Genomic DNA, 17801 nt, shown 5'->3' on the forward strand with positions numbered 1-17801 from the left:
GTATTTGTCTCTGCCTCGGACTCCGCCTGACCCTGCACCCGGCTGCGGGGTGTGCGCGGCGTTGGTCTCGCAGCGCCAGGCGGCCCGGGACAGGGGCGACCTGTCGGCAGCGACGGACGCGGACGTGGAGATCCGCAACCACCCGCACCGGACACGTGGTCGGAGGAGGCCGTGAGCCGCTCTGTCCTGCGCTACGTAGAGCACCGGATTACTCAGCACCCGGGCACGGACGTGACGTTCGAGGCGGAATGCCTGGCCTACGAGTGCGGGTGGTCGGCGCAGCCGTCGGCGGCCGGTGCCGCCGTGGACGTGGAGTGCATGAGCCATATCGGTCGGACAGGGCACGGGAGCTTCCGGCGCGTGTGTACGTCGTTCGCCTTGGTGGTGCGGACCGCGTGAGCCATCACGGATACCTGATGGTCGAACTGATGCCCCTATTCCGAGATCCACGGAGATGAGGGCGACCCGTCCGGGTCCAGCCCGTACTGCCACCTTCCGTGGCCCAACAGCGAGCGGATGTGGCCGGCGTCAGCGGCGTGCCGGTAGAGGGCGTCAAGGCCCTTCTCGTCCCCGGCCTCGTCCCGCATTCGCTCCAGGTCGCGCAGGATGTAGAAATCACCGGCATCGGCAGCCTTCAAAGCAAGGGATTCGGCGCCTTCTCGGTCCCCGGCCTGCTCCCGCGTTCGTGCCAAGTGGGCCGGGGTGGGTCCGCCGTTGGCCTCAGCGGCCTGCCGGAAGGCAGATTTGGCGCCCTCCAAGTCGCCGCCGTCAAGCCGCGATCGCCATAGCTGCAACAGAGGGAGAATGTTCCCGGCGTCGGCGGCTTCCCGGGCGATGGCTTCGGCGCTTTCCCAGTCCCCGGCTTCATCCCGCATTTCCGCGAGGATCTCGAAGCACAAGGTATCGCCAGCGTCGGTGGCTTCCCGGGCGATGGCTTCGGCATCGTCCCGGTCTCCGGCGTGCTCCCGCATCATCATCAGGTTGGACAGGGAATTGAGGTCGCCAGCGTCGGCTGCCTGCCGATACAGGGCTTCGGCACCATCTAAATCTCCAACCCGTTCCCGCAGCCGTGCCAGACCGCGTATCGCATCTGGGTCGCCGGCGTCGGCGGCCCGCCGGTAATAGGCCGCGGCGCCCTCCCAGTCCCCGGCCGTCTCCGGCCCGTAGCCCAAGAACTTCAGACCTCTTGGGTCCCCAGCGTCCGCAGCCTGCCGGAATAGGGACTCGGCACCCTCAGGGTCCCCGGCGCGCTCACGTACCCAGGCGACTTTGATCAGGGCATCAGGGTGACCAGCCCCGGCTGCTCGGAGGCGGAGGTGGTGGGCCCATTGCGAACGGCCCATGTCCTCGGCGGCTTGAGCAAGGTTGTTGAGATCGCCAGGGTGTGCGAGATGGGTGTGAGCTGCGTGCCAGAAGGATGCCGGTGGGCAGAGTAGACGGCGGGTGCTCCTCCCGTGCTGTTCGAGATAGTCAGCGAGGCGGAGCATAGGACCCGTTGGCGGGGTTGCAGCACTTGCCGGCGTCGGATCGATCGGAGGACGACGCGAGGGGCGAGGGTTTGTCCGGCCGAGCGGGACCTGCTTGCCGTGGACGGGGCGGGCGAGGTCCGCGTAGGCGGCTTCTGCCCAGTCGTTGGTGAGTCGGTCCCAGTCGTCGTCAGTGAGATAGTCGGCGGCGGCGTCAGTGACGAACGCTTGGGGAAGGTGGAGCCCCACCCCGAGACGGCGGGCATCCATCGCGGTTTCCAGCAGTGCCCGAACGGCCGGGGCGCCATGCTCGTAGCGACGCAGGAGTTCGGGGGCGCCAGCGAGGTCTTGCGCGACGCGGCCGTGAGTGCCAGCACGGGAGAGGGCATCCGCCAGCAGCCGGTCACCGTCTTGGGCGAGGATCGTGGCTCTTCGGAGTGCGTCCTGATTGAAGGTGTCGGGGACAGCCACTGTGCGGCCAGCGAGCAACTCGCGGGCTCGGCTGTGCGGGTCTGGGCTGCCAGGTCTGGGCATGGCGGTGTATTGGCCCTCGTACTCGGGCCAGAGGGTTCCGAGGATGAGGACCGGTCCGCAGCTGGAGTCGGTAAGGAGGGTGTGAAGGGCGGCTGCGATGCGCTCGCCTACTTGAGGGTGACCGAGGTAGTGCTGGGCTTCGTTAAGCCACACCACCGTGAGCGGCACGACACGTTCGAGGTCGGCGAGCGCCGCTTCTGCGCGGGTTGGGTCGTAGGGGTGCCAGAGCTGCCACCCCTCGTCAGCAAGCGGCTGAGCAGCCTCCCAGCACGCCCGTGTTTTGCCTGTGGATGACGAGCCGACCAGGACCAACATCCGGCTGCGGCCCTCCATGACCTCGCTCACCGCCTCAGCCAACACCTGGTCGTGCGCACGCCGGACGTAGCCGGACAACGCCCGAACCGAGCTGGCCGCTGTGGCGGATCCGGATGGATGAACCTCCAGATCGTGCGGATCCCACTGTCCGATCGGCCTGCCAGGTCCCTCGCTGCGCCTGGGCACCGAACCGATTGGGTGCGCGGCAGCCCTACGCCGCAGATCCAGCAGCTCCGCTTCTGACACCCCGAGCACTCGGGCCAGCGCCACGACTGTTTCGGCTGACGGGACAGCTCCATCCACCCGGAACGCTTCCTGGATGGTCGTGCGACTCAGCCCTGACTGGGTAGCGAGCTGCGTCTTAGTCAGCCTTTTGTGAGCCAGTCCATCGCTGAGCTTGTCACGCAGCTTGGTCAGCGGGCTTTCCCCTCCACCGGGCTTCTCGCTAGGCATCAGGCCCCCAGTCGCACGTGTTCGCCGATGTTCATCATTGTCCGGCCGAACCACGGCGAACATCGCTTCGGCGAACTTTGGTCACATCAACATCTCACCGTCTGCAGGGAGATCGTCGTGACCCATGTCGCCGTCGTCCTACTGGCCGTCGCCGTGACCGTTGTGTTCGCGCTCCTGGCCGCCGCTGCCACGGGCACACTGGCCCGCCTCGATGGCGCCACCTACCCGGCCGCTTTGATGCGTGCAGCCGCCGCTTTCGCCGCTGTGATCACCCTGGCCGTTGCCGTCGCCGACGTGTTCACCCAGTACCTCACCTGAACAGGAGTGAACGATCACCAACGGGTGTGCCCCCAGTTGTCAGACCCTCGAACTAGCATCCGCCTGTGAATCCTGAACTCCTCGCCTCCCTAGATGGCCAGCTCCCGAAGGGCCGGATGACTACCTCTGATGAGGGTGACGGCGACAGGCAACCGCTGTGGCTGAGTGATACCCCGGCTTCCGCCGAGTTGTGGGCCCACCTGTGCGCCGAGCACAGCGCCTCGGGTCTGTGGCCTCTCCTTCTTGACGCCGAGGACCCGAACGACGGCGCATTCCGGCCCTGGGCGTCCGGAGAGCTGTCTCCCGAGCGGATGTCCTCACCCGACGCGCACGACCCGGCGGTTCTCCTGGCGCAGTGGTGGAAGGTGTACACGAGTACCGACGACGACGATGACCTCCTCACGCCCGAGAAGCGTCTCGCAGTCACCGCGCCGTTCGGCCTGGCCTGGCCAAGTCCCGCCCGCAGCCAAGAGCCCGTGACAGGTGCTGATGAGATGGCCGCAGAGTACGCGCGGGTCTTCGTCGATCAGCATCCTCGGTCGCGGCTTGGGCTCGTCGCCGCTGCCTGCGGTGCGGACGCACTTACCGCCGTCGGCTGGAACGGTCCCGCCAACTACGACAACGACACGGCCAAGTTCTCCGCCGTCGTACGCGACTGGGAGCGCCGCTTCGGTGCGCGCGTCGTGGCTGTCGGCTTCAGCACCCTCCATCTCAGCGTCGCGGCACCTCCGATGACTACCGAGGATGCCCTCCTGGCCGCCGCCGAGCACTTCGCCTTCTGCCCGGACAACATTTGGCAGGGCTCGCGTCCCTACACCCTGGCCGCCTACGCCGAGCGCATCGTCGGCATGAATTGCTGGGACTTCTGGTGGGATTGACCTCAGCGGCGAGGCACAGGAACGGTCACCGGGCCTCCGGTCGGATGGCGGGGGAGGCGCACGCGAGGAATGGTCCAGCCGCCTTGCTCCACGACTCGCCTCGCGCGAGAGCGGCTGCCCCTTCTGTGCGCAGAGACTCGACCACGGGTGCCAAGAAATCAGTCCGCCACTGCCTCACGGTCTCCGGCTTCATGCCGCTGGACTCGACCGCTGTCCCCACCTTGGCTTCGAGAGCGGCGGCGCCCTGCGCCAAGTTGTCGCCGGTCCACTCGTCTACGTGCTCGGCCACCAGGGCCCACGACAGCTTGATCATGCGCGGATCGTAGAGGCGACGGCGAAGAGCAGGAAGAGAGCGGAGGGGGTGGGGTATGACCCCTGAAGTCCACCCTCCCCGACCGCCTTGTCTTAGCAGCTCGGATCCTGCCACGGTTCCAGAGGTCGTTTGCCCTCGGCCGGCGGGGCGTCATGCGGAGTATCCGCAGGTCAATGGCCTGAACGGATGGCATGCGGCGGCGGGGTGGTGCAAAGCACCGAGGGCATGCGGCCCTCCCCGCAGCGAGCAGGAAGGGGCGTGCCGAATGGTCACGCAGCGCTGGCGTCGACCTTCATGCCGGGGCGATCGTGGAGGTAGGACCAGTAGACGGCCAAGGTGGACGACTCCTTCGCCGCCGGATTGACGCGCAACCGCGTTGTCGTCTCCCTGTCGAACCGCCGATGGCACTTAAGGCACAGGGGCACGTAGTGCATCGGGTCTGTGCTGTAGTGGATGCCTGCATGCCTCCCCTTCTCGTCGCGTGACTCGTTGGAGTCCAGATGGCCGTACGCCCATTCGGCGCCCTGCTTGCCGCAGTCTCGCCAGCAGGGGCGGGCGCTCGCCTTCCCGCGCTCCATGCGGACGATGCGGTGAGCCTCGACGTACGACATGGGGGCGCGATGCGCCGGACCGCCGCAGGTCTTCGTTCGTCCGCTGGCGAAGTTGCTCATGTCGACGTCCTTCACTTCGCCGCAGGCACAGAGGCACAGGAGACGGCGCGGACGACCTTCTACGCGGCAGATGAAGGTCAGCATTCCCCGGCGCATACCGAGCTCGTACGTCGGACGCGACGGCGCCCCAGCGGGGGAGCGGCGGCGAGAGGGAGAGTTCGTCATCGACTTGCTCAAGAGGTAGAGCCTCCTTGCAGGCTTGCTTGATCTACTGGCTTGCAATGTGGCGGCCCTGATGGGCCGCACCTGGGCTAGCGCTAGCGGGCTTACGACTGGGCCGAGCGAGGCTCGGCTGCACCGGGCGCAGATGCCATGTCGCCAGCGCTGACGCTCTTCCGCCGCTGCCCTAACTAGATAGAGAGGCAGCGAATGTTTCCCCAGGTCAGAGCTGGTTTCGGTACATGTCGCGCCTGTACTCGGTACAGGTTTGCGCTGTATCTGTGCGCTAGAGCCGCTCGGAATGCGTGCGGCAGGGCGACGGTGCGCCCTTCTACTTCTGGAACACGTGACTGCCGAGCACGAGGCAGGCCGCTGATGAACGCGGCGATACGAGGTCGAGGCGCTTCGCGCTGGCGACGGCGCCGGTCGTGCTCTGCTTGCTGAGCCGTGTGCCGTTCCTCGACAGGATGGCCGCGAGCGCGTTGGGCCCGAACGGTGCGTGCCCATGCCTGTCGGCCCAGCCGAGTGCGGCGAAGTGCACGCGGTGCGCGAGAGCGAAGCGCTCATCACGTGCCATGCGCCGGTACTCATGTTGCGAGACGGCGCCCCAGGGTTTGCCCAGCCCGAAGTTGATAGCCACTCGACGTGGCCCCCTTTCCTTCCTTGTCCGGCGCGGTGCGCCGGCGACCCCGCCGGATGGCGGGACATGTGCCTCCCTTCGGTGGCTGTGAGTAATGGGGATGGGCTGGTCATGCCGACGCGGGGCACTCCCGGTCAATCCAGTGGTCAACCTCTGACAGTCGGAAGCGCAGGCTGCCGCCGACTTTTCGGGACGGGATGCCGAGTGCCCGGTGGTTGTTGTAGATCCACGCGGGCTTCTTACCCAGGTACTCGGCCAGCTCGTCAACGGTCATGAGGCGGTGGTGGTGCAAAGGCGGACTCCTGTCGATGGAAGGGCGGGACTTCCACATCCTGAGCGCATCAGTTCGCCACGGTCAAGTCCGGATCTGTCCCATCCGGACTTGCCCGGGGTGTGTCACCTGCTTACGGTGCATCCATGAACTCGACACCTCAGTCACCAGGCGACGAACCGCGAGATGGCGTGACCGTCATCAAGCGCATGGGCGCATGGGTCGTGACCATGTACTGGACCGAGGGCACCAGCGGATCGGTGGGACCGCGCGAGATCTACGTCGTTCCTGCTGACGACGCTGATCCGCAGGAGGTCGCACGCGGTATCTCCAGCACTGTTCTACGGCGGATCAACACCACGCCGAGTGAGGACTTCGCTGCGATGCGGTCACTTGCGGAGGCTGCCGACCTGGAAATTCGCGAGCTCGGCGAGCGGCTGGCTTCCCTCTCGGGCGGCCTCACAGATCAGCGGCTGGCGGTGCTGTCTGCCCTCTACGTGCACTTCGTTGATGCGGGAGAGCGCGCCCCGGCGCAGCGTCTGGCGGCGGGGTTCGATCTGAATCCGGCCACTGTGAAGGGGCACCTGCGTGCTGCGCGACAGCGGGGCTTCCTGACCAAGGTCGAAGGCAAGGCGGGCGGGCAGCTCACGGGCAAGGCAGTGCAGACACTCCAGGGGATGAAGCGTGGCGCAGGTACTGAAGAAGTGTGACTGCCGGAATAAGACCCGGTGCGCGCACCTGTGGACTGTCCGCTACCGCGAGCCCGGCGGGCGGACTGGGCGCCAGCGGGAGAAGTCGTTCCCCACGAAGAAGGAAGCCGAGAGCTTCGGCGTCAAGGCGGAGAACGACAAGCGGGCCGGGGTCTACATCGACCACCAGCTTGGGCAGATCTCCATGCGCAGGTGGGCGGAAGAGTGGCTTGCGCAGCACCAGGTGAACGAGTCGACCCGACGGAACTACCAGGGCTTCATATCGAACCATCTGCTTCCCGCGCTGGGCGCGCGCACCCTCGCCAGCGTCACCGTCCCGGACGTGAAGAAGCTCCAGGCCGTCATGGTGAACGGCGGGTTGGCGGCATCGACGGTCAATGACCGCATGAACATCCTGCGCGCCATGATGGCGACGGCCGTCAAGGAACGGCGCATACCCGAGAGCCCGTGTGACGGCGTACCGCCGATCAAGACGGCGGGCTCGGCTGTCGACCCGGACGAGATACCGACACTGGCGGACGTATACGCCATCGCCGCCGCCATGTCCGATCAGTACCGGCTCACGGTGTGGCTCCAGGCGGGCGCTGGGCTGCGTATCAGCGAGGCTCTGGGGCTCACCTCCGACTGTCAGCGGGAAGGCTTCCTGCGGCTGCGTAGGCAGATCAGCGCCAAGGCGAACCAGGGCGACTGCGTGACGCGGTTCGTGCCGCTCAAGCACCGTACGGCAGACGAGTACAGGGACGTTCCGACACCGACGTTCCTGGGTCAGGAGATCGGCAACCACCTGAAGCGCTGGGGCGCGGTCGAGGTCGACGGCGTAGAGGTCCTGTTCGCACCGCGCGAGCGGGGCAAGGGGAAGATGCCCACAGCCTCGACGTACGGCTACCACTGGCGGAAGGCGTGCACCGCGGCGGGCGTGGTGGCCCCGGAGGGGAAGCCGAAGTACACCCCTCACTCGCTGCGCCACTTCTTCGCCTCGACGGCGCTTGCGAACGGTGTCCCGATCCACGAAGTGAGCCGCTGGCTCGGGCACCGGAACATCAAGACGACCGTCGACACGTACGGGCATCTTGTGCCGGAGGCGTGGGACCGGTGCCGGGACGTGATGCAGCAGGCGCTTCGACCGTCGACGGTGCGCGCCGTCACCATGGCGGCATGACGTGCTGACTGATCGACACGGTGCTGACTTGGTGCTGACCCTGGGCCCCTTCGAGGGGCAGAAACCATTGGGAATACTGGGAAGGAAGGGGTTCCATGAACGTTCCAGTTCAACGTGTAGCGGGTGACATAAACCCACGTCGCTGAACCGGCACACACGCAGGTCAGAGAGGGTCCGACTCTTCGGGGTCGGGCCCTTCGCGTTTTCCCGTGCTGGGATGGGATGGGGGTGCCAGTGCTGGGATTTGTGTGAGCGGGACGCTGGCCGAGCCGTGAAGGTAGTGCGGACGTGGCGCTTTTCCTACTCGTTTGACACAATCGGGGGCATGGCTGAGGCGACGTACAGCATCGGGGAAGGGCCAGCGACGCGGGTGAGCTTGTCGCTGCCGGAGGGGACCGCCGAGGCGATCCGGGCTCGGGTGGGCAAGCGGGAGTTCTCCGCGTTCATCGCCGACGCGGTCGAGCGTGAGCTGCGCGGGCAGGTCCTGGACGAGTACCTGGCGGACTACGAGAGCCGCAAGGGGCCGGTCTCCGAGCAGGCTCGTCAGCGGGCGCGGCAGGTCTTCGACGAGGTGTTCGCCGAGGAGGCCGAGTGGCCCGCCGCAGGCTGAGTCACGAGGGGACGCTCGTCCTCGACAGTGAGGGACTCTCGAAGCTGCTCGCTGACGAGGAACAGGTGGTGGCTCTGATCGCTGAGGCGCGCTCGCGCGGCATGGAGGTCGTGATCAGTGCGCTCACCATCATCGAGGCCGTCCACGCCCGTACGAACAAGCCACGCCTGAACTGGGTGCTTTCCGGGCTGCGGGTCGTCCCGGTCGGTGACGAGGAGGCGAAAGCTGCCTCGAAGTTGCTGATGAACACCGGGTTGCACGGGCACAAGTACGCGATCGATGCGGCTGTCGCCGAGGCCGCGCTGCGACAGCACCGCCCGGTGGTCATGCTGACTTCCGATATTGACGACATGGCCAAGATGTGCGGCGGGCGGGTCCGGCTCGTGGTGGTGTGATTTCCTCTGGTCCGGCTCAGTAGGAGCGGGGTCCGTAGGGGCTCCAGTGACCGAGGAAGGGCTTGAGGTCGTCGCCGCTGGGTTTCGGCGGCGTGGGCAGTTTCGGCGCTGAAACCGATTCGGTGCGGTTTTGGAGGTGCGCGTCCGCGAACGCGAGCCACGCCTCGACCTCGGTCCGCTCCTGCCCGGGCGGAGTGATGTGGCATGGACGCCTACTGGTGCGACGTATTCGGTCAGGCGGCTGGCCTGGTACCAGGTGTCTGCCTGTTCTCCGAGGTTTTGACGCGGTAGGCGTGGGCGTAGGCGGCGTGAGCTTCCTGCATGGCGGCTTCCCAGCGCTTTTGCTGTACCTCTCTGGCTTGCTGGTCTGCAAGGCGTTCGCGTTCTGCGGCCTCGCCGCGGAGTCCGACCGCCTGCACGATCTCGGCGAGTTGTTCTCCCAGAGGCCGGTCGGGGAGATCTGCCCATTCGCTTGCACGGTGCGGGCTGCCGCCGCGGAGTATGAAGCGTGGGCAGTTGGAGGGGGTGTAGTCGAAGCGGGGGATAAGGGGACAGGTCCCGGGGGGGGGCACCCGCAGCGTGAGGCGGATGGGCGGAACGTGGCGCAGCTCAGTATTCACGTCGGTTCACCCCCGCAGCGCGGGGCGGATGACAGCAGCCACGCGCCGACCTCGTCACCGGACGGCTCACCCCCGCAGCGCGGGGAAAATCAGGTGTCGATCAGCTCGGTCGAGCAGTGGACCGGCTCACCCCCGCAGCGCGGGGAAAACGGGCCAGGGTGATGCCTGTACGACCTCGCCACGACTCACCCCCGCAGCGCGGGGAAAACACGAGCGCGTGCGTGGCGGTCGGCGCGGACAGCGGCTCACCCCCGCAGCGCGGGGAAAACGTCCTGCTCAACAGCCGCACCGGCGAGCTGGCCGGCTCACCCCCGCAGCGCGGGGAAAACACCAGCCCGGTGCGGATGGCCTGGGACGCCGCCGGCTCACCCCCGCAGCGCGGGGAAAACATGTTGACGTCGATGACGGCGTCGGCGATGGCCGGCTCACCGCCGCAGCGCGAGGAAAACTCCTGGAGGAGCTGGAGGCTCGCGCGGACCAGCGGCTCACCCCCGCAGCGCGGGGAAAACCTCATGTCTGCTCTCGCGCCTTCTGCCGTCGCCGGCTCACCCCCGCAGCGCGGGGAAAACTACCTGAAGGCCGCGAACCAGTACGTCAACGCCGGCTCACCCCCGCAGCGCGGGGAAAACGGTTCCATGTGGATGAGGACCAGGTCGGCCACCGGCTCACCCCCGCAGCGCGGGGAAAACCACAGGCAGGCCCCAGGTGAGGAGCCGGGTAGCGGCTCACCCCCGCAGCGCGGGGAAAACGGAGAGGCGGGGCTGGTCGATCATCACGTGCCCGGCTCACCCCCGCAGCGCGGGGAAAACAGCTGGTCCTCTCCCGCCGCGAGGCCGCCGACCGGCTCACCCCCGCAGCGCGGGGAAAACCCCCACCACCAGACGGCGACGTCGGCGGTGCGCGGCTCACCCCCGCAGCGCGGGAAAACCCGGGTGGGGCGTTCCCTCCCGACACCACAAACGGCTCACCCCCGCAGCGCGGGGAAAACTTGGCGAGGACCGGCAGCGTGATCGCCGCAGCCGGCTCACCCCCGCAGCGCGGGGAAAACGGGCCCTCCAGGGACAGCCTGCCGCCGGGCTGGCTCACTTCCGCAGCGCGGGGAAAACCCTGTGGCGGGATTCGCTCTGGCGAAAGACCGGGGCTCACCCCCGCAGCGCGGGGAAAACATGACCAAGAGCACGAAGACCGTGCAGGCCACCGGCTCACCCCCGCAGCGCGGGGAAAACGACAGCGAGTCGCCGATCCGCAGGAGCATCGCGGGCTCACCCCCGCAGCGCGGGGAAAACGGGGCGAGGGTGGCACCAATCTTGGGGGTGGACGGCTCACCCCCGCAGCGCGGGGAAAACACCTCCCGGGTCGTCACCGCCCACGTCCTCGGCGGCTCACCCCCGCAGCGCGGGGAAAACTCGCTCGTGATGGCTCTCGGCGGATGGATGGCCGGCTCACCCCCGCAGCGCGGGGAAAACTGCACGAAGTGCCGGTCGAAAGCGGCGGCCATCGGCTCACCCCCGCAGCGCGGGGAAAACCTCCCTCTCCTCTCCTGTTACGTCTGTTAAGCCGGCTCACCCCCGCAGCGCGGGGAAAACCCCCGCAGTTCGGGGCGCAGGGCTCGGTGTGGCGGCTCACCCCCGCAGCGCGGGGAAAACGGAGGACGCAGTCCTCGACGTCTGACCAGCAACGGCTCACCCCCGCAGCGCGGGGAAAACCTGCCCTGTCGATTCGCACCAAGGCGCGTCGGCGGCTCACCCCCGCAGCGCGGGGAAAACTTCTTCGCGGAGGCGGTCGCCCCGTCGGCGGCCGGCTCACCCCCGCAGCGCGGGGAAAACCTTCTCCGACTCGCGGGCGAAGCGCGAGGTGACGGCTCACCCCCGCAGCGCGGGGAAAACGACGCCGACGAAGACGCGCTGGAGTGGGCGGCCGGCTCACCCCCGCAGCGCGGGGAAAACCAGGGCCTGTGCAGGCCCGTCGAGCACCTGTCCGGCTCACCCCCGCAGCGCGGGGAAAACGTCTGGCGGGCGGCGCGCTGGGCGTCCTCGGCCGGCTCACCCCCGCAGCGCGGGGAAAACGCCTCCTCCGGATCGGTGCCGTCGTTGATCCGCGGCTCACCCCCGCAGCGCGGGGAAAACAGCCAGGCCAGGATGGAGCGGTGGCTGCGCGACGGCTCACCCCCGCAGCGCGGGGAAAACCGCGTCAGAGGTTCCCCGCTCTGCGGGGGTGGCGGCTCACCCCCGCAGCGCGGGGAAAACTCCGGGGTGGCCGGGGCGGCCACAGCGGCCCCCGGCTCACCCCCGCAGCGCGGGGAAAACGGGATGCCTGAGCGGAACATCGAGTTCGGCGCCGGCTCACCCCCGCAGCGCGGGGAAAACAGGGCTCAGGCCGGCTTCTTCCGGCTCGTCTTCGGCTCACCCCCGCAGCGCGGGGAAAACGGCGGCCGGTGCTCGGCCTTCGCCTCGATGAGCGGCTCACCCCCGCAGCGCGGGGAAAACTCCTCGCGCTGCTCGACCGCCTCGCGGCGTTCCGGCTCACCCCCGCAGCGCGGGGAAAACACTTCCTGACCTGCAACGCAGCAGCCCCGTTACCAATTCGCAATCTCAAAGGTCATCGTTCACGCCTTCGACCGCGCCCCCCGCTGTCAGTGGCTCATGATGTCATCCGCTCATGATGAAGAAGAGCCCGCCGCTTGCCCTGGCGACAGAGCTCCCGTGTCGTCACCTGTGGGGCAAAGAGGACGGGTTGGACGGGGCATACCCGCTGGTCTGTCACCTGCTCGACACCGGTGCGATGGTCGGCGCGCTCTGGGACGGGTGGATCGGCCGGGAACAGGCTGGGCGGTTGGCGGCAGCGACGGGCATGGAGCCGGGCGAGTTTCGGTCGCTGCTGTGCTTCTGGGCTGCACTGCATGACATCGGCAAGATCAGCGTGCCGTTCCAGAAGAAGGTCACCTCGCTGTTCGATCAGCTGCTGGCACAGGAGAGCGGCGCCCGGACGACGGCGGACGAGGATTCGGACTCCTTCCACCACTCGGCCGGCTCGCACTGGATTCTTCCCGCACTGCTTGCCGAGATCGGTTATCCGGCGGATGGCCGGGCCCGACGACATCTCGGCCATCACGTCGCGCAGCTCCTCGGTGGGCATCACGGCACATTCCACGAGGAGATGGACCGACGCTTTCTGGAGGATCCTCGGGGCTTGGCTCCAGGGCTCGGTGGCGGTTTCTGGGAGGAGCAGGCCCGTCGGCACGTTCGTGCCGCGCTGCGGGTGACGCAGCCGGTGGCGCCGCTCGCGGAGATGCTGCCGGCGGAGACGGCGGTCGTCGTCTGCGGTCTGATCGTGTTGGCGGACTGGCTCGCCAGCCAGGCCGACTTCATCAAGTCCCGCATGCCGGCCGCCTCGTGGCTGGCGACGGAAAGCGCTCTCGACGAGCACTGGCGCTCCGCCGTGGCCGCAGCGCCGGCGGTACTGGCGGAGGCCGGGCTGCGGCCGGCCGCGTTCAAGGGCGCGTCGTTCGCGGAGATGTTCGCGTTCCAGCCGAACGACCTGCAGTCCTCCCTGCTGTCCGGGCTGCCGGACGAGCTCACTGGTCCCGGGATGATTCTGCTGACGGCCCCGACCGGCGACGGCAAGACCGAGGGTGCGCTGACGGCCGCGGTCGGACTGGCTCGCGCCAGCGGGGCGACCGGGCTCGGTGTCGTCCTCCCGACGATGGCCACCACCGATGCGGCCCACCGGCGCGTGGCGGCCTTCTGTACGGAGGCCTTCGCGCAGGACGGCGCGGTGACGAAGGTGCACAGCATGGCGTGGCTGTCGAGGGACGCCGAGGTCGACGCCGCCACCGCCGGGACGGACGCGACGATGGGCGCCCGGGCGGACGTCGCCGCACCGGCGTGGTTGTCCGGTCGCTACCGTCCGCACCTCGCGCCGGCGTTCGTGGCGACGATCGACCAGGTCCTCAGCGCCGTCCTGCCGGTGCGGTACAACGTGCTGCGGCATCTCGCCGTCTCCGGCAAGGTCCTGGTGATCGACGAGGCGCACGCCTACGGACCCTGGATGCACGCTCTGTTGCTGCGGCTGCTGGAGTGGCTGGGGGCCCACCGCGTTCCGGTGGTCGTCATGTCGGCGACGCTGGCCGGCGAGACGGCGTCGTCGTTGCTGCGGGCCTACCGCAGGGGCAGTGCTCCGGGCCTTCCGGCGCCGGCGGACGACGAGTGCGCCGTGCCCTACCCCGGGTGGCGTTTCGTCGCCGCTGACGGCCGGATCGGCGCGCCGCACCCCTTCACCACCCCGCGTCGGCACACCCTGCAGATCCGGACGCACGCCGTCCCCTTCGCCGACGACCCGTCAGCTCCGCGGTTGGCGAAGCTGCGGAAGTTGCTGGAGCCGGTGTTCCGCGACGGGGGCAACGCCCTTATCGTGTGCACCACGGTGGCGGACGCGCAGGACACGACGAAGGCACTGCGGGAGTACGCGAAGGAGCAGCAGGGCGACCGGCCCGATCCGGTACCGGTCAAGACGCTCCACTCCCGGTTCGCCGCGCACGACCGGTTTCGCATCTCCGCGCGGTGCGAGGCCGACTACGGGCCGCGCCGCCCGAGGGACGGTTCGCGCACCGCTCGGCCGACGGCTTCGATCCTGGTGGCGACACAGGTCGTCGAGCAGTCCCTGGACCTCGACTTCGACATGCTGATCACGGATCACGCACCGCTCGCGCTGCTGCTGCAGCGCGCCGGCCGGTGTTGCCGGCACGCGATGCTCGGCGACGACCCGCACGCGGCGCACCGGCCGTCGTGGTGGTCGGCGAACTCGTCCGGCGGCCTGACGGAGGTCCGCATCGAGGTCCTGGACCTGGTCGGCAAGAAGGGCGGGTTCCCGGGGGCCGCGAGGTCTGTCTACGGCGATGGCCCGCTGCTGCGGACCCGGAATCTGCTGGCCGCACGGGCCGGCGCGCCGCTGCGGGTTCCGGAGGACGTGCAGGGGGCGATCGACGACGTCTACGCCGATGACTTCTCCGACCGCCTGGGCCTGACGGCTGCAGCTACCGAGCAGGTCGAGATCGCGGACATGGAGAGCAAGGCCGGCGAGGCGGTGGAGACGCAACTCGCCGGCATGGTGGCGATCAGCGGTCCCGCCGATGTGGGCCCGGACCTGAGCGAACTGAGCCGCACCCAGGCCGAGGTGTCGGACGACCTGATCGCCACCCGGTTCGGCGCCGACTCCGGCCGCGTCGTCTGCGTCTACGACGTCGACGGCCGCTGGTTCCTCGACGCGGCCGGCACGGTGCCGGCCCCGGGCATCGAGGGACGGCGGCCCCTGACGCGGGACCAGGCCAGGGTGTTGGCCGAGCACGTCATCCCCGTCTCCGGGGGACTCCTCGCCGGCGAGCTGCCGGATCTGCTGGAGACCCCGCCGGCCTGGCAAAAGAACGCCACCGTCCGGGCATGGCGCCCCCTGGCGATGCGCCGCGCCGACCACGCCCAGCACACCGCCCGACTCACGCGCATGACGGTCGCCTACGCCGCGGACCTGGGGCTGTACGCCGTCGAGCGGGACTGACCCACGGCCCTCCCGAACTGGCGGGACGCAAACCAGACGGAGCCGATTCGGGACGAAGTGGGTGGTCGGCGAACCGATTTACTCGATCTGCCGCACAGTGACCACTTTCTGCCCTACCGTCACCATCAACCCGCCCGTCATTCGTCCCGTCCGGACCACCGTCCGGCCGATGTCCAACGACCGCCCACAGGAGCCGCGTTGACCGCAACGTTCGACGACTCGCTCGTCACCGGCGAGTTCTTCCCCGTCCGCCTCGTCGAAGCGGCGGACGCGGTGCCCGTCAAGTACGGCCTGCGTCGGCTGCTCGTCGAGGCCGGCTCGATCGCCTCGCTCGCGGTGACCCCGCCGCCCGCGCAGGCGGCGCTGCTGCGGATCCTCTACGTGGTCACGGCACGCGTCAGCGGCCTGGACAGGCCGGCGGCGTCGCCGTCCGCCTGGCTGGATCGCCGTGACGAGGTGGCCGCGGAGGGTCTCGATCCGGAGCGCGTCGACGCCTACCTGGCCGAGCACGCCGAGCGGTTGCACCTCTTCGGTGCGCGGCCTTTCCTGCAGGACCCGCGGCTCGCCGAGGAGTGCTCAAAGAAGGCGGGCGTGAACAAGCTGGTCTTCGGGCGTCCGGCCGGCAGCAACCAGGTGTGGTTCGGCCACCACCTCGATGCCGACCCGCGCCCGGTACCCGCCGACGAGGCCCTGCTGCACCTGCTGATGTGGCTGTACTACGGCGCGTCAGGGCGATGCAGCACCCGGACCGTCGGGTCCCTCTCGGCCGCGAACTCCCGGTCCGGACCGCTGCGCGGCAGCCTCTCCTACCACCCGGAGGGTCCGACCCTGCTCCACACCCTGGTCGCCGGTATCCCCCGGCCCGGCAACGGCACCGACCCGGCGACGGACCGCTGCCCCTGGGAGTTGCCGGAGCTCCCCGACCCGCTGCATCCCAGCACCGCGAACGTCGGACCGATGTCGCAGCTGACCGCCGGCTGGCAGCACGCGCTGCTCCTGCAGGAAGGCGCGCAGCCCGGCACCGTCGACGACGCGTACATCACCTGGGCCGCGCGCGACAAACTACCCCGTCCCGCAGACCCCTTCCTTGTGATGCAGTTGAGCCAGGCCGGCAACATCTACGCCCGGTACGCCGACTCCGCCCGGGGTCTGTGGCGCGACATCGACGCGCTGCTGATCCAGGAGCCGTACGGCACCGCGAAGCCGCGCCGGCCGGCTGCCTTCCGCGGGGTCCTCGAACTCGATCCGGAGGACGGCGGACCGCTGCGGGTGCGGGCGCTCGGCTTCGAGCAGGACGACCAGACCAAGGACATCCAGTACGTCTCCGGCACCACCCCCCCGGTCCTGGACCTCATCGAGGAGCGCGAGCCACGGCTCAGCGGCCGGCTGCGGACGATGCGGGTGGCCGGCGAGCTCTACGGGCGGCGGCTCGACTTCGCCGTCCGGCAGGCGTGGCGTGAGCTGGTGAACAACTCCGACGCCGTCGGCCCGTGGGGCGAACTGGCCGCCGTGGACTACTGGCCGGCCGCCGAGCGGGAGTTCTGGCGTCGCGTCAGCGCACGGGACATGGACCAGCCGTGGCAGTCCTTCCGGCTGCTGGCGTACCGGGCGTTCGACGAGGCGACCGCCTCCGCACCGCCCACGATGCGCGCGGCCCGCGCCGTGCAGCGAGCCCGGCTGGCCATTGCCGGCGGCCGCCGCAAGAAGACGTGAAGCATCCGCCCTCAGCACCCTGCCCGTCGCTGCCCGGCCGTCCGACCGGCGCTTCCGCGACCGACCCGTGCCACCAGGAGAACCATGACCACATCGGCGACCCCCAGTACCGGGTCCGACGCCCCCTCCTCCACGACCGGCAACCCGGACAGCACGCCGTACGAGTCGGCGCGCACCTTCGTGGCCCTGGTGTGGCGGCAGGTCGGGCAACCGGGCAACCGCTCCGCCCTGCGCAGCGGCGTCGGACGCACCGGCCGTCGGCCCGTCCAGGGTGACCGGCGGGACCCGCTGGAGCGCATGCACCGCGCCATCGCGCACTACGTGCCCGCCGGCCTGACGCACCAAGAAGCCGAGGCGCACTACGCGATCGCCTCGATCATCGCGGCGCTGCCCCGCACCACCGCCGCGACCGAAGCCGACGAACCTGCCGAGGAACCCGCGGACTCCACGGCGACGGCCCCCGACAAGGAGCCAACGGCCACCGCAGCGGCTACGGCCGAGTCCTCGTCAGGCAGCGCTGCGGAAGCGGCGCCGACTCCCGGCGCCACCGCGGCCGCGCCAACGCCGAGCGCCGGCTCGACCCGCACGCCGGCCCGCCCACCACGAGCCCGCAACCTCGGGCAGAGCCTGGCGGAGGCCGTCGCTGCCGGCCGGATCACCACGACCTACGCGGAGAACCGCCTTGCCCTGCTGGTGCGGCAGAGCGCTGCCGGACTGCACCGCTACCTGCCCGCCACCGTGCTGCGCCTCGCCAGTGAGCGCGGCGCCGTGGACTTCGCGCAACTGCTCCTCGACCTGCGGTGGTGGCATCGCCACCACACCGAGATCTCCCGCCGCTGGCAGCAGAGCTACTACCGCGCCGTCTTCGCGGCCACCGCCCGGCAGGCCGAGGCGGACGACCAGGCCGAGCAGGAACAGGCCGCCGACAACGCCACCACCGGCTGACCGGTCCGCCCACGACGGCCGGCGTCCCGCCCACCTCGCCGTCCCCGTGCCCTTCCGAGACCACGACCACCGCAACGAACG

At 69.3% G+C, this 17801-nt stretch carries 14 protein-coding genes and 1 CRISPR repeat array; of the genes, 9 read left to right on the forward strand and 5 right to left on the reverse strand.

Annotation, left to right across the window (positions count from 1 at the left end):
- Positions 1-434: 434 nt before the first annotated feature.
- Complete coding sequence (locus tag ACIP4O_RS06125; RefSeq protein ID WP_401572043.1) at positions 435-2768, reverse strand: helix-turn-helix domain-containing protein; 2334 nt, start codon at positions 2766-2768, stop codon at positions 435-437.
- A gap of 27 nt (positions 2769-2795) precedes the next feature.
- Between ACIP4O_RS06125 and ACIP4O_RS06130 the strand changes: the two genes are divergently transcribed.
- Together ACIP4O_RS06130 and ACIP4O_RS06135 are read left to right on the forward strand one after the other, a co-directional pair.
- Positions 2796-3086 (forward strand): hypothetical protein, encoded by a 291-nt coding sequence (locus ACIP4O_RS06130; RefSeq protein ID WP_401572046.1) that lies wholly within the window; start codon positions 2796-2798, stop codon positions 3084-3086.
- 65 nt (positions 3087-3151) lie between these two features.
- Positions 3152-3964: a DUF4253 domain-containing protein gene (locus ACIP4O_RS06135; protein WP_401572048.1), complete on the forward strand. Its 813-nt coding sequence runs from the start codon at positions 3152-3154 to the stop codon at positions 3962-3964.
- Between the two features lie 25 nt (positions 3965-3989).
- On the opposite strand, the gene ACIP4O_RS06140 is transcribed toward ACIP4O_RS06135, so the two are convergent.
- The 4 genes from ACIP4O_RS06140 to ACIP4O_RS06155 all read right to left on the reverse strand — a co-directional run bounded on the left by ACIP4O_RS06140 (position 3990) and on the right by ACIP4O_RS06155 (position 6021).
- Positions 3990-4277: a hypothetical protein gene (locus ACIP4O_RS06140; protein WP_401572051.1), complete on the reverse strand. Its 288-nt coding sequence runs from the start codon at positions 4275-4277 to the stop codon at positions 3990-3992.
- Between the two features lie 269 nt (positions 4278-4546).
- Entirely contained in the window at positions 4547-5032 is a 486-nt protein-coding gene (locus tag ACIP4O_RS06145) for a hypothetical protein (protein WP_401572054.1), read from the reverse strand.
- A gap of 406 nt (positions 5033-5438) precedes the next feature.
- Positions 5439-5684, reverse strand: a complete 246-nt coding sequence (locus ACIP4O_RS06150) for a hypothetical protein (RefSeq protein ID WP_401572057.1) — start codon at positions 5682-5684, stop codon at positions 5439-5441.
- Positions 5685-5856: 172 nt separating this feature from the next.
- A complete protein-coding gene (locus tag ACIP4O_RS06155) occupies positions 5857-6021 on the reverse strand; it encodes a helix-turn-helix domain-containing protein (protein WP_401572059.1) in 165 nt (54 codons plus the stop codon).
- 143 nt (positions 6022-6164) lie between these two features.
- On the opposite strand from ACIP4O_RS06155, the gene ACIP4O_RS06160 reads away from it, so the two are divergent.
- From ACIP4O_RS06160 to casB, 7 genes are all read left to right on the forward strand, one after another.
- Entirely contained in the window at positions 6165-6728 is a 564-nt protein-coding gene (locus ACIP4O_RS06160; protein ID WP_401572062.1) for a hypothetical protein, read from the forward strand.
- Entirely contained in the window at positions 6703-7887 is a 1185-nt protein-coding gene (locus ACIP4O_RS06165) for a tyrosine-type recombinase/integrase (RefSeq protein ID WP_401572065.1), read from the forward strand. Before ACIP4O_RS06160 ends, ACIP4O_RS06165 begins: the two co-directional genes overlap by 26 nt.
- Positions 7888-8212: 325 nt before the next feature.
- On the forward strand, positions 8213-8497 hold the full coding sequence (locus ACIP4O_RS06170) for a hypothetical protein (protein WP_401572068.1): 285 nt from the start codon (positions 8213-8215) through the stop codon (positions 8495-8497).
- Positions 8479-8892, forward strand: coding sequence for a DNA-binding protein (locus ACIP4O_RS06175; protein ID WP_401572071.1), 414 nt, complete (start codon positions 8479-8481; stop codon positions 8890-8892). Before ACIP4O_RS06170 ends, ACIP4O_RS06175 begins: the two co-directional genes overlap by 19 nt.
- A gap of 562 nt (positions 8893-9454) precedes the next feature.
- Positions 9455-12058: direct repeats of the CRISPR family, unit length 27 nt; unit sequence CGGCTCACCCCCGCAGCGCGGGGAAAA.
- A gap of 112 nt (positions 12059-12170) precedes the next feature.
- Positions 12171-15062: a CRISPR-associated helicase Cas3' gene (cas3, locus tag ACIP4O_RS06180; RefSeq protein ID WP_401572073.1), complete on the forward strand. Its 2892-nt coding sequence runs from the start codon at positions 12171-12173 to the stop codon at positions 15060-15062.
- Positions 15063-15260: 198 nt separating this feature from the next.
- A complete protein-coding gene (gene casA, locus ACIP4O_RS06185; RefSeq protein ID WP_401572076.1) occupies positions 15261-16775 on the forward strand; it encodes a type I-E CRISPR-associated protein Cse1/CasA in 1515 nt (504 codons plus the stop codon).
- A gap of 84 nt (positions 16776-16859) precedes the next feature.
- Positions 16860-17720: a type I-E CRISPR-associated protein Cse2/CasB gene (gene casB, locus ACIP4O_RS06190; protein ID WP_401572079.1), complete on the forward strand. Its 861-nt coding sequence runs from the start codon at positions 16860-16862 to the stop codon at positions 17718-17720.
- Positions 17721-17801: the final 81 nt, after the last annotated feature.

The sequence above is a fragment of the Streptomyces sp. NPDC088923 genome, from assembly GCF_044749745.1.
Taxonomy (GTDB): Bacteria; Actinomycetota; Actinomycetes; order Streptomycetales; family Streptomycetaceae; genus Streptomyces.

What these genes read in the sequence shown, in the direction of transcription:
- ACIP4O_RS06125 (WP_401572043.1), bottom strand. Translation starts at nt 2,768, where the DNA reads ATGCCTAGCGAGAAGCCCGGTGGAGGGGAAAGCCCGCTGACCAAGCTG.
- ACIP4O_RS06130 (WP_401572046.1), top strand. Translation starts at nt 2,796, where the DNA reads ATGTTCATCATTGTCCGGCCGAACCACGGCGAACATCGCTTCGGCGAA.
- ACIP4O_RS06140 (WP_401572051.1), bottom strand. Translation starts at nt 4,277, where the DNA reads ATGATCAAGCTGTCGTGGGCCCTGGTGGCCGAGCACGTAGACGAGTGG.
- ACIP4O_RS06145 (WP_401572054.1), bottom strand. Translation starts at nt 5,032, where the DNA reads ATGCTGACCTTCATCTGCCGCGTAGAAGGTCGTCCGCGCCGTCTCCTG.
- ACIP4O_RS06150 (WP_401572057.1), bottom strand. Translation starts at nt 5,684, where the DNA reads ATGGCACGTGATGAGCGCTTCGCTCTCGCGCACCGCGTGCACTTCGCC.
- ACIP4O_RS06155 (WP_401572059.1), bottom strand. Translation starts at nt 6,021, where the DNA reads ATGACCGTTGACGAGCTGGCCGAGTACCTGGGTAAGAAGCCCGCGTGG.
- ACIP4O_RS06160 (WP_401572062.1), top strand. Translation starts at nt 6,165, where the DNA reads ATGAACTCGACACCTCAGTCACCAGGCGACGAACCGCGAGATGGCGTG.
- ACIP4O_RS06170 (WP_401572068.1), top strand. Translation starts at nt 8,213, where the DNA reads ATGGCTGAGGCGACGTACAGCATCGGGGAAGGGCCAGCGACGCGGGTG.
- cas3 (WP_401572073.1), top strand. Translation starts at nt 12,171, where the DNA reads ATGATGAAGAAGAGCCCGCCGCTTGCCCTGGCGACAGAGCTCCCGTGT.
- casB (WP_401572079.1), top strand. Translation starts at nt 16,860, where the DNA reads ATGACCACATCGGCGACCCCCAGTACCGGGTCCGACGCCCCCTCCTCC.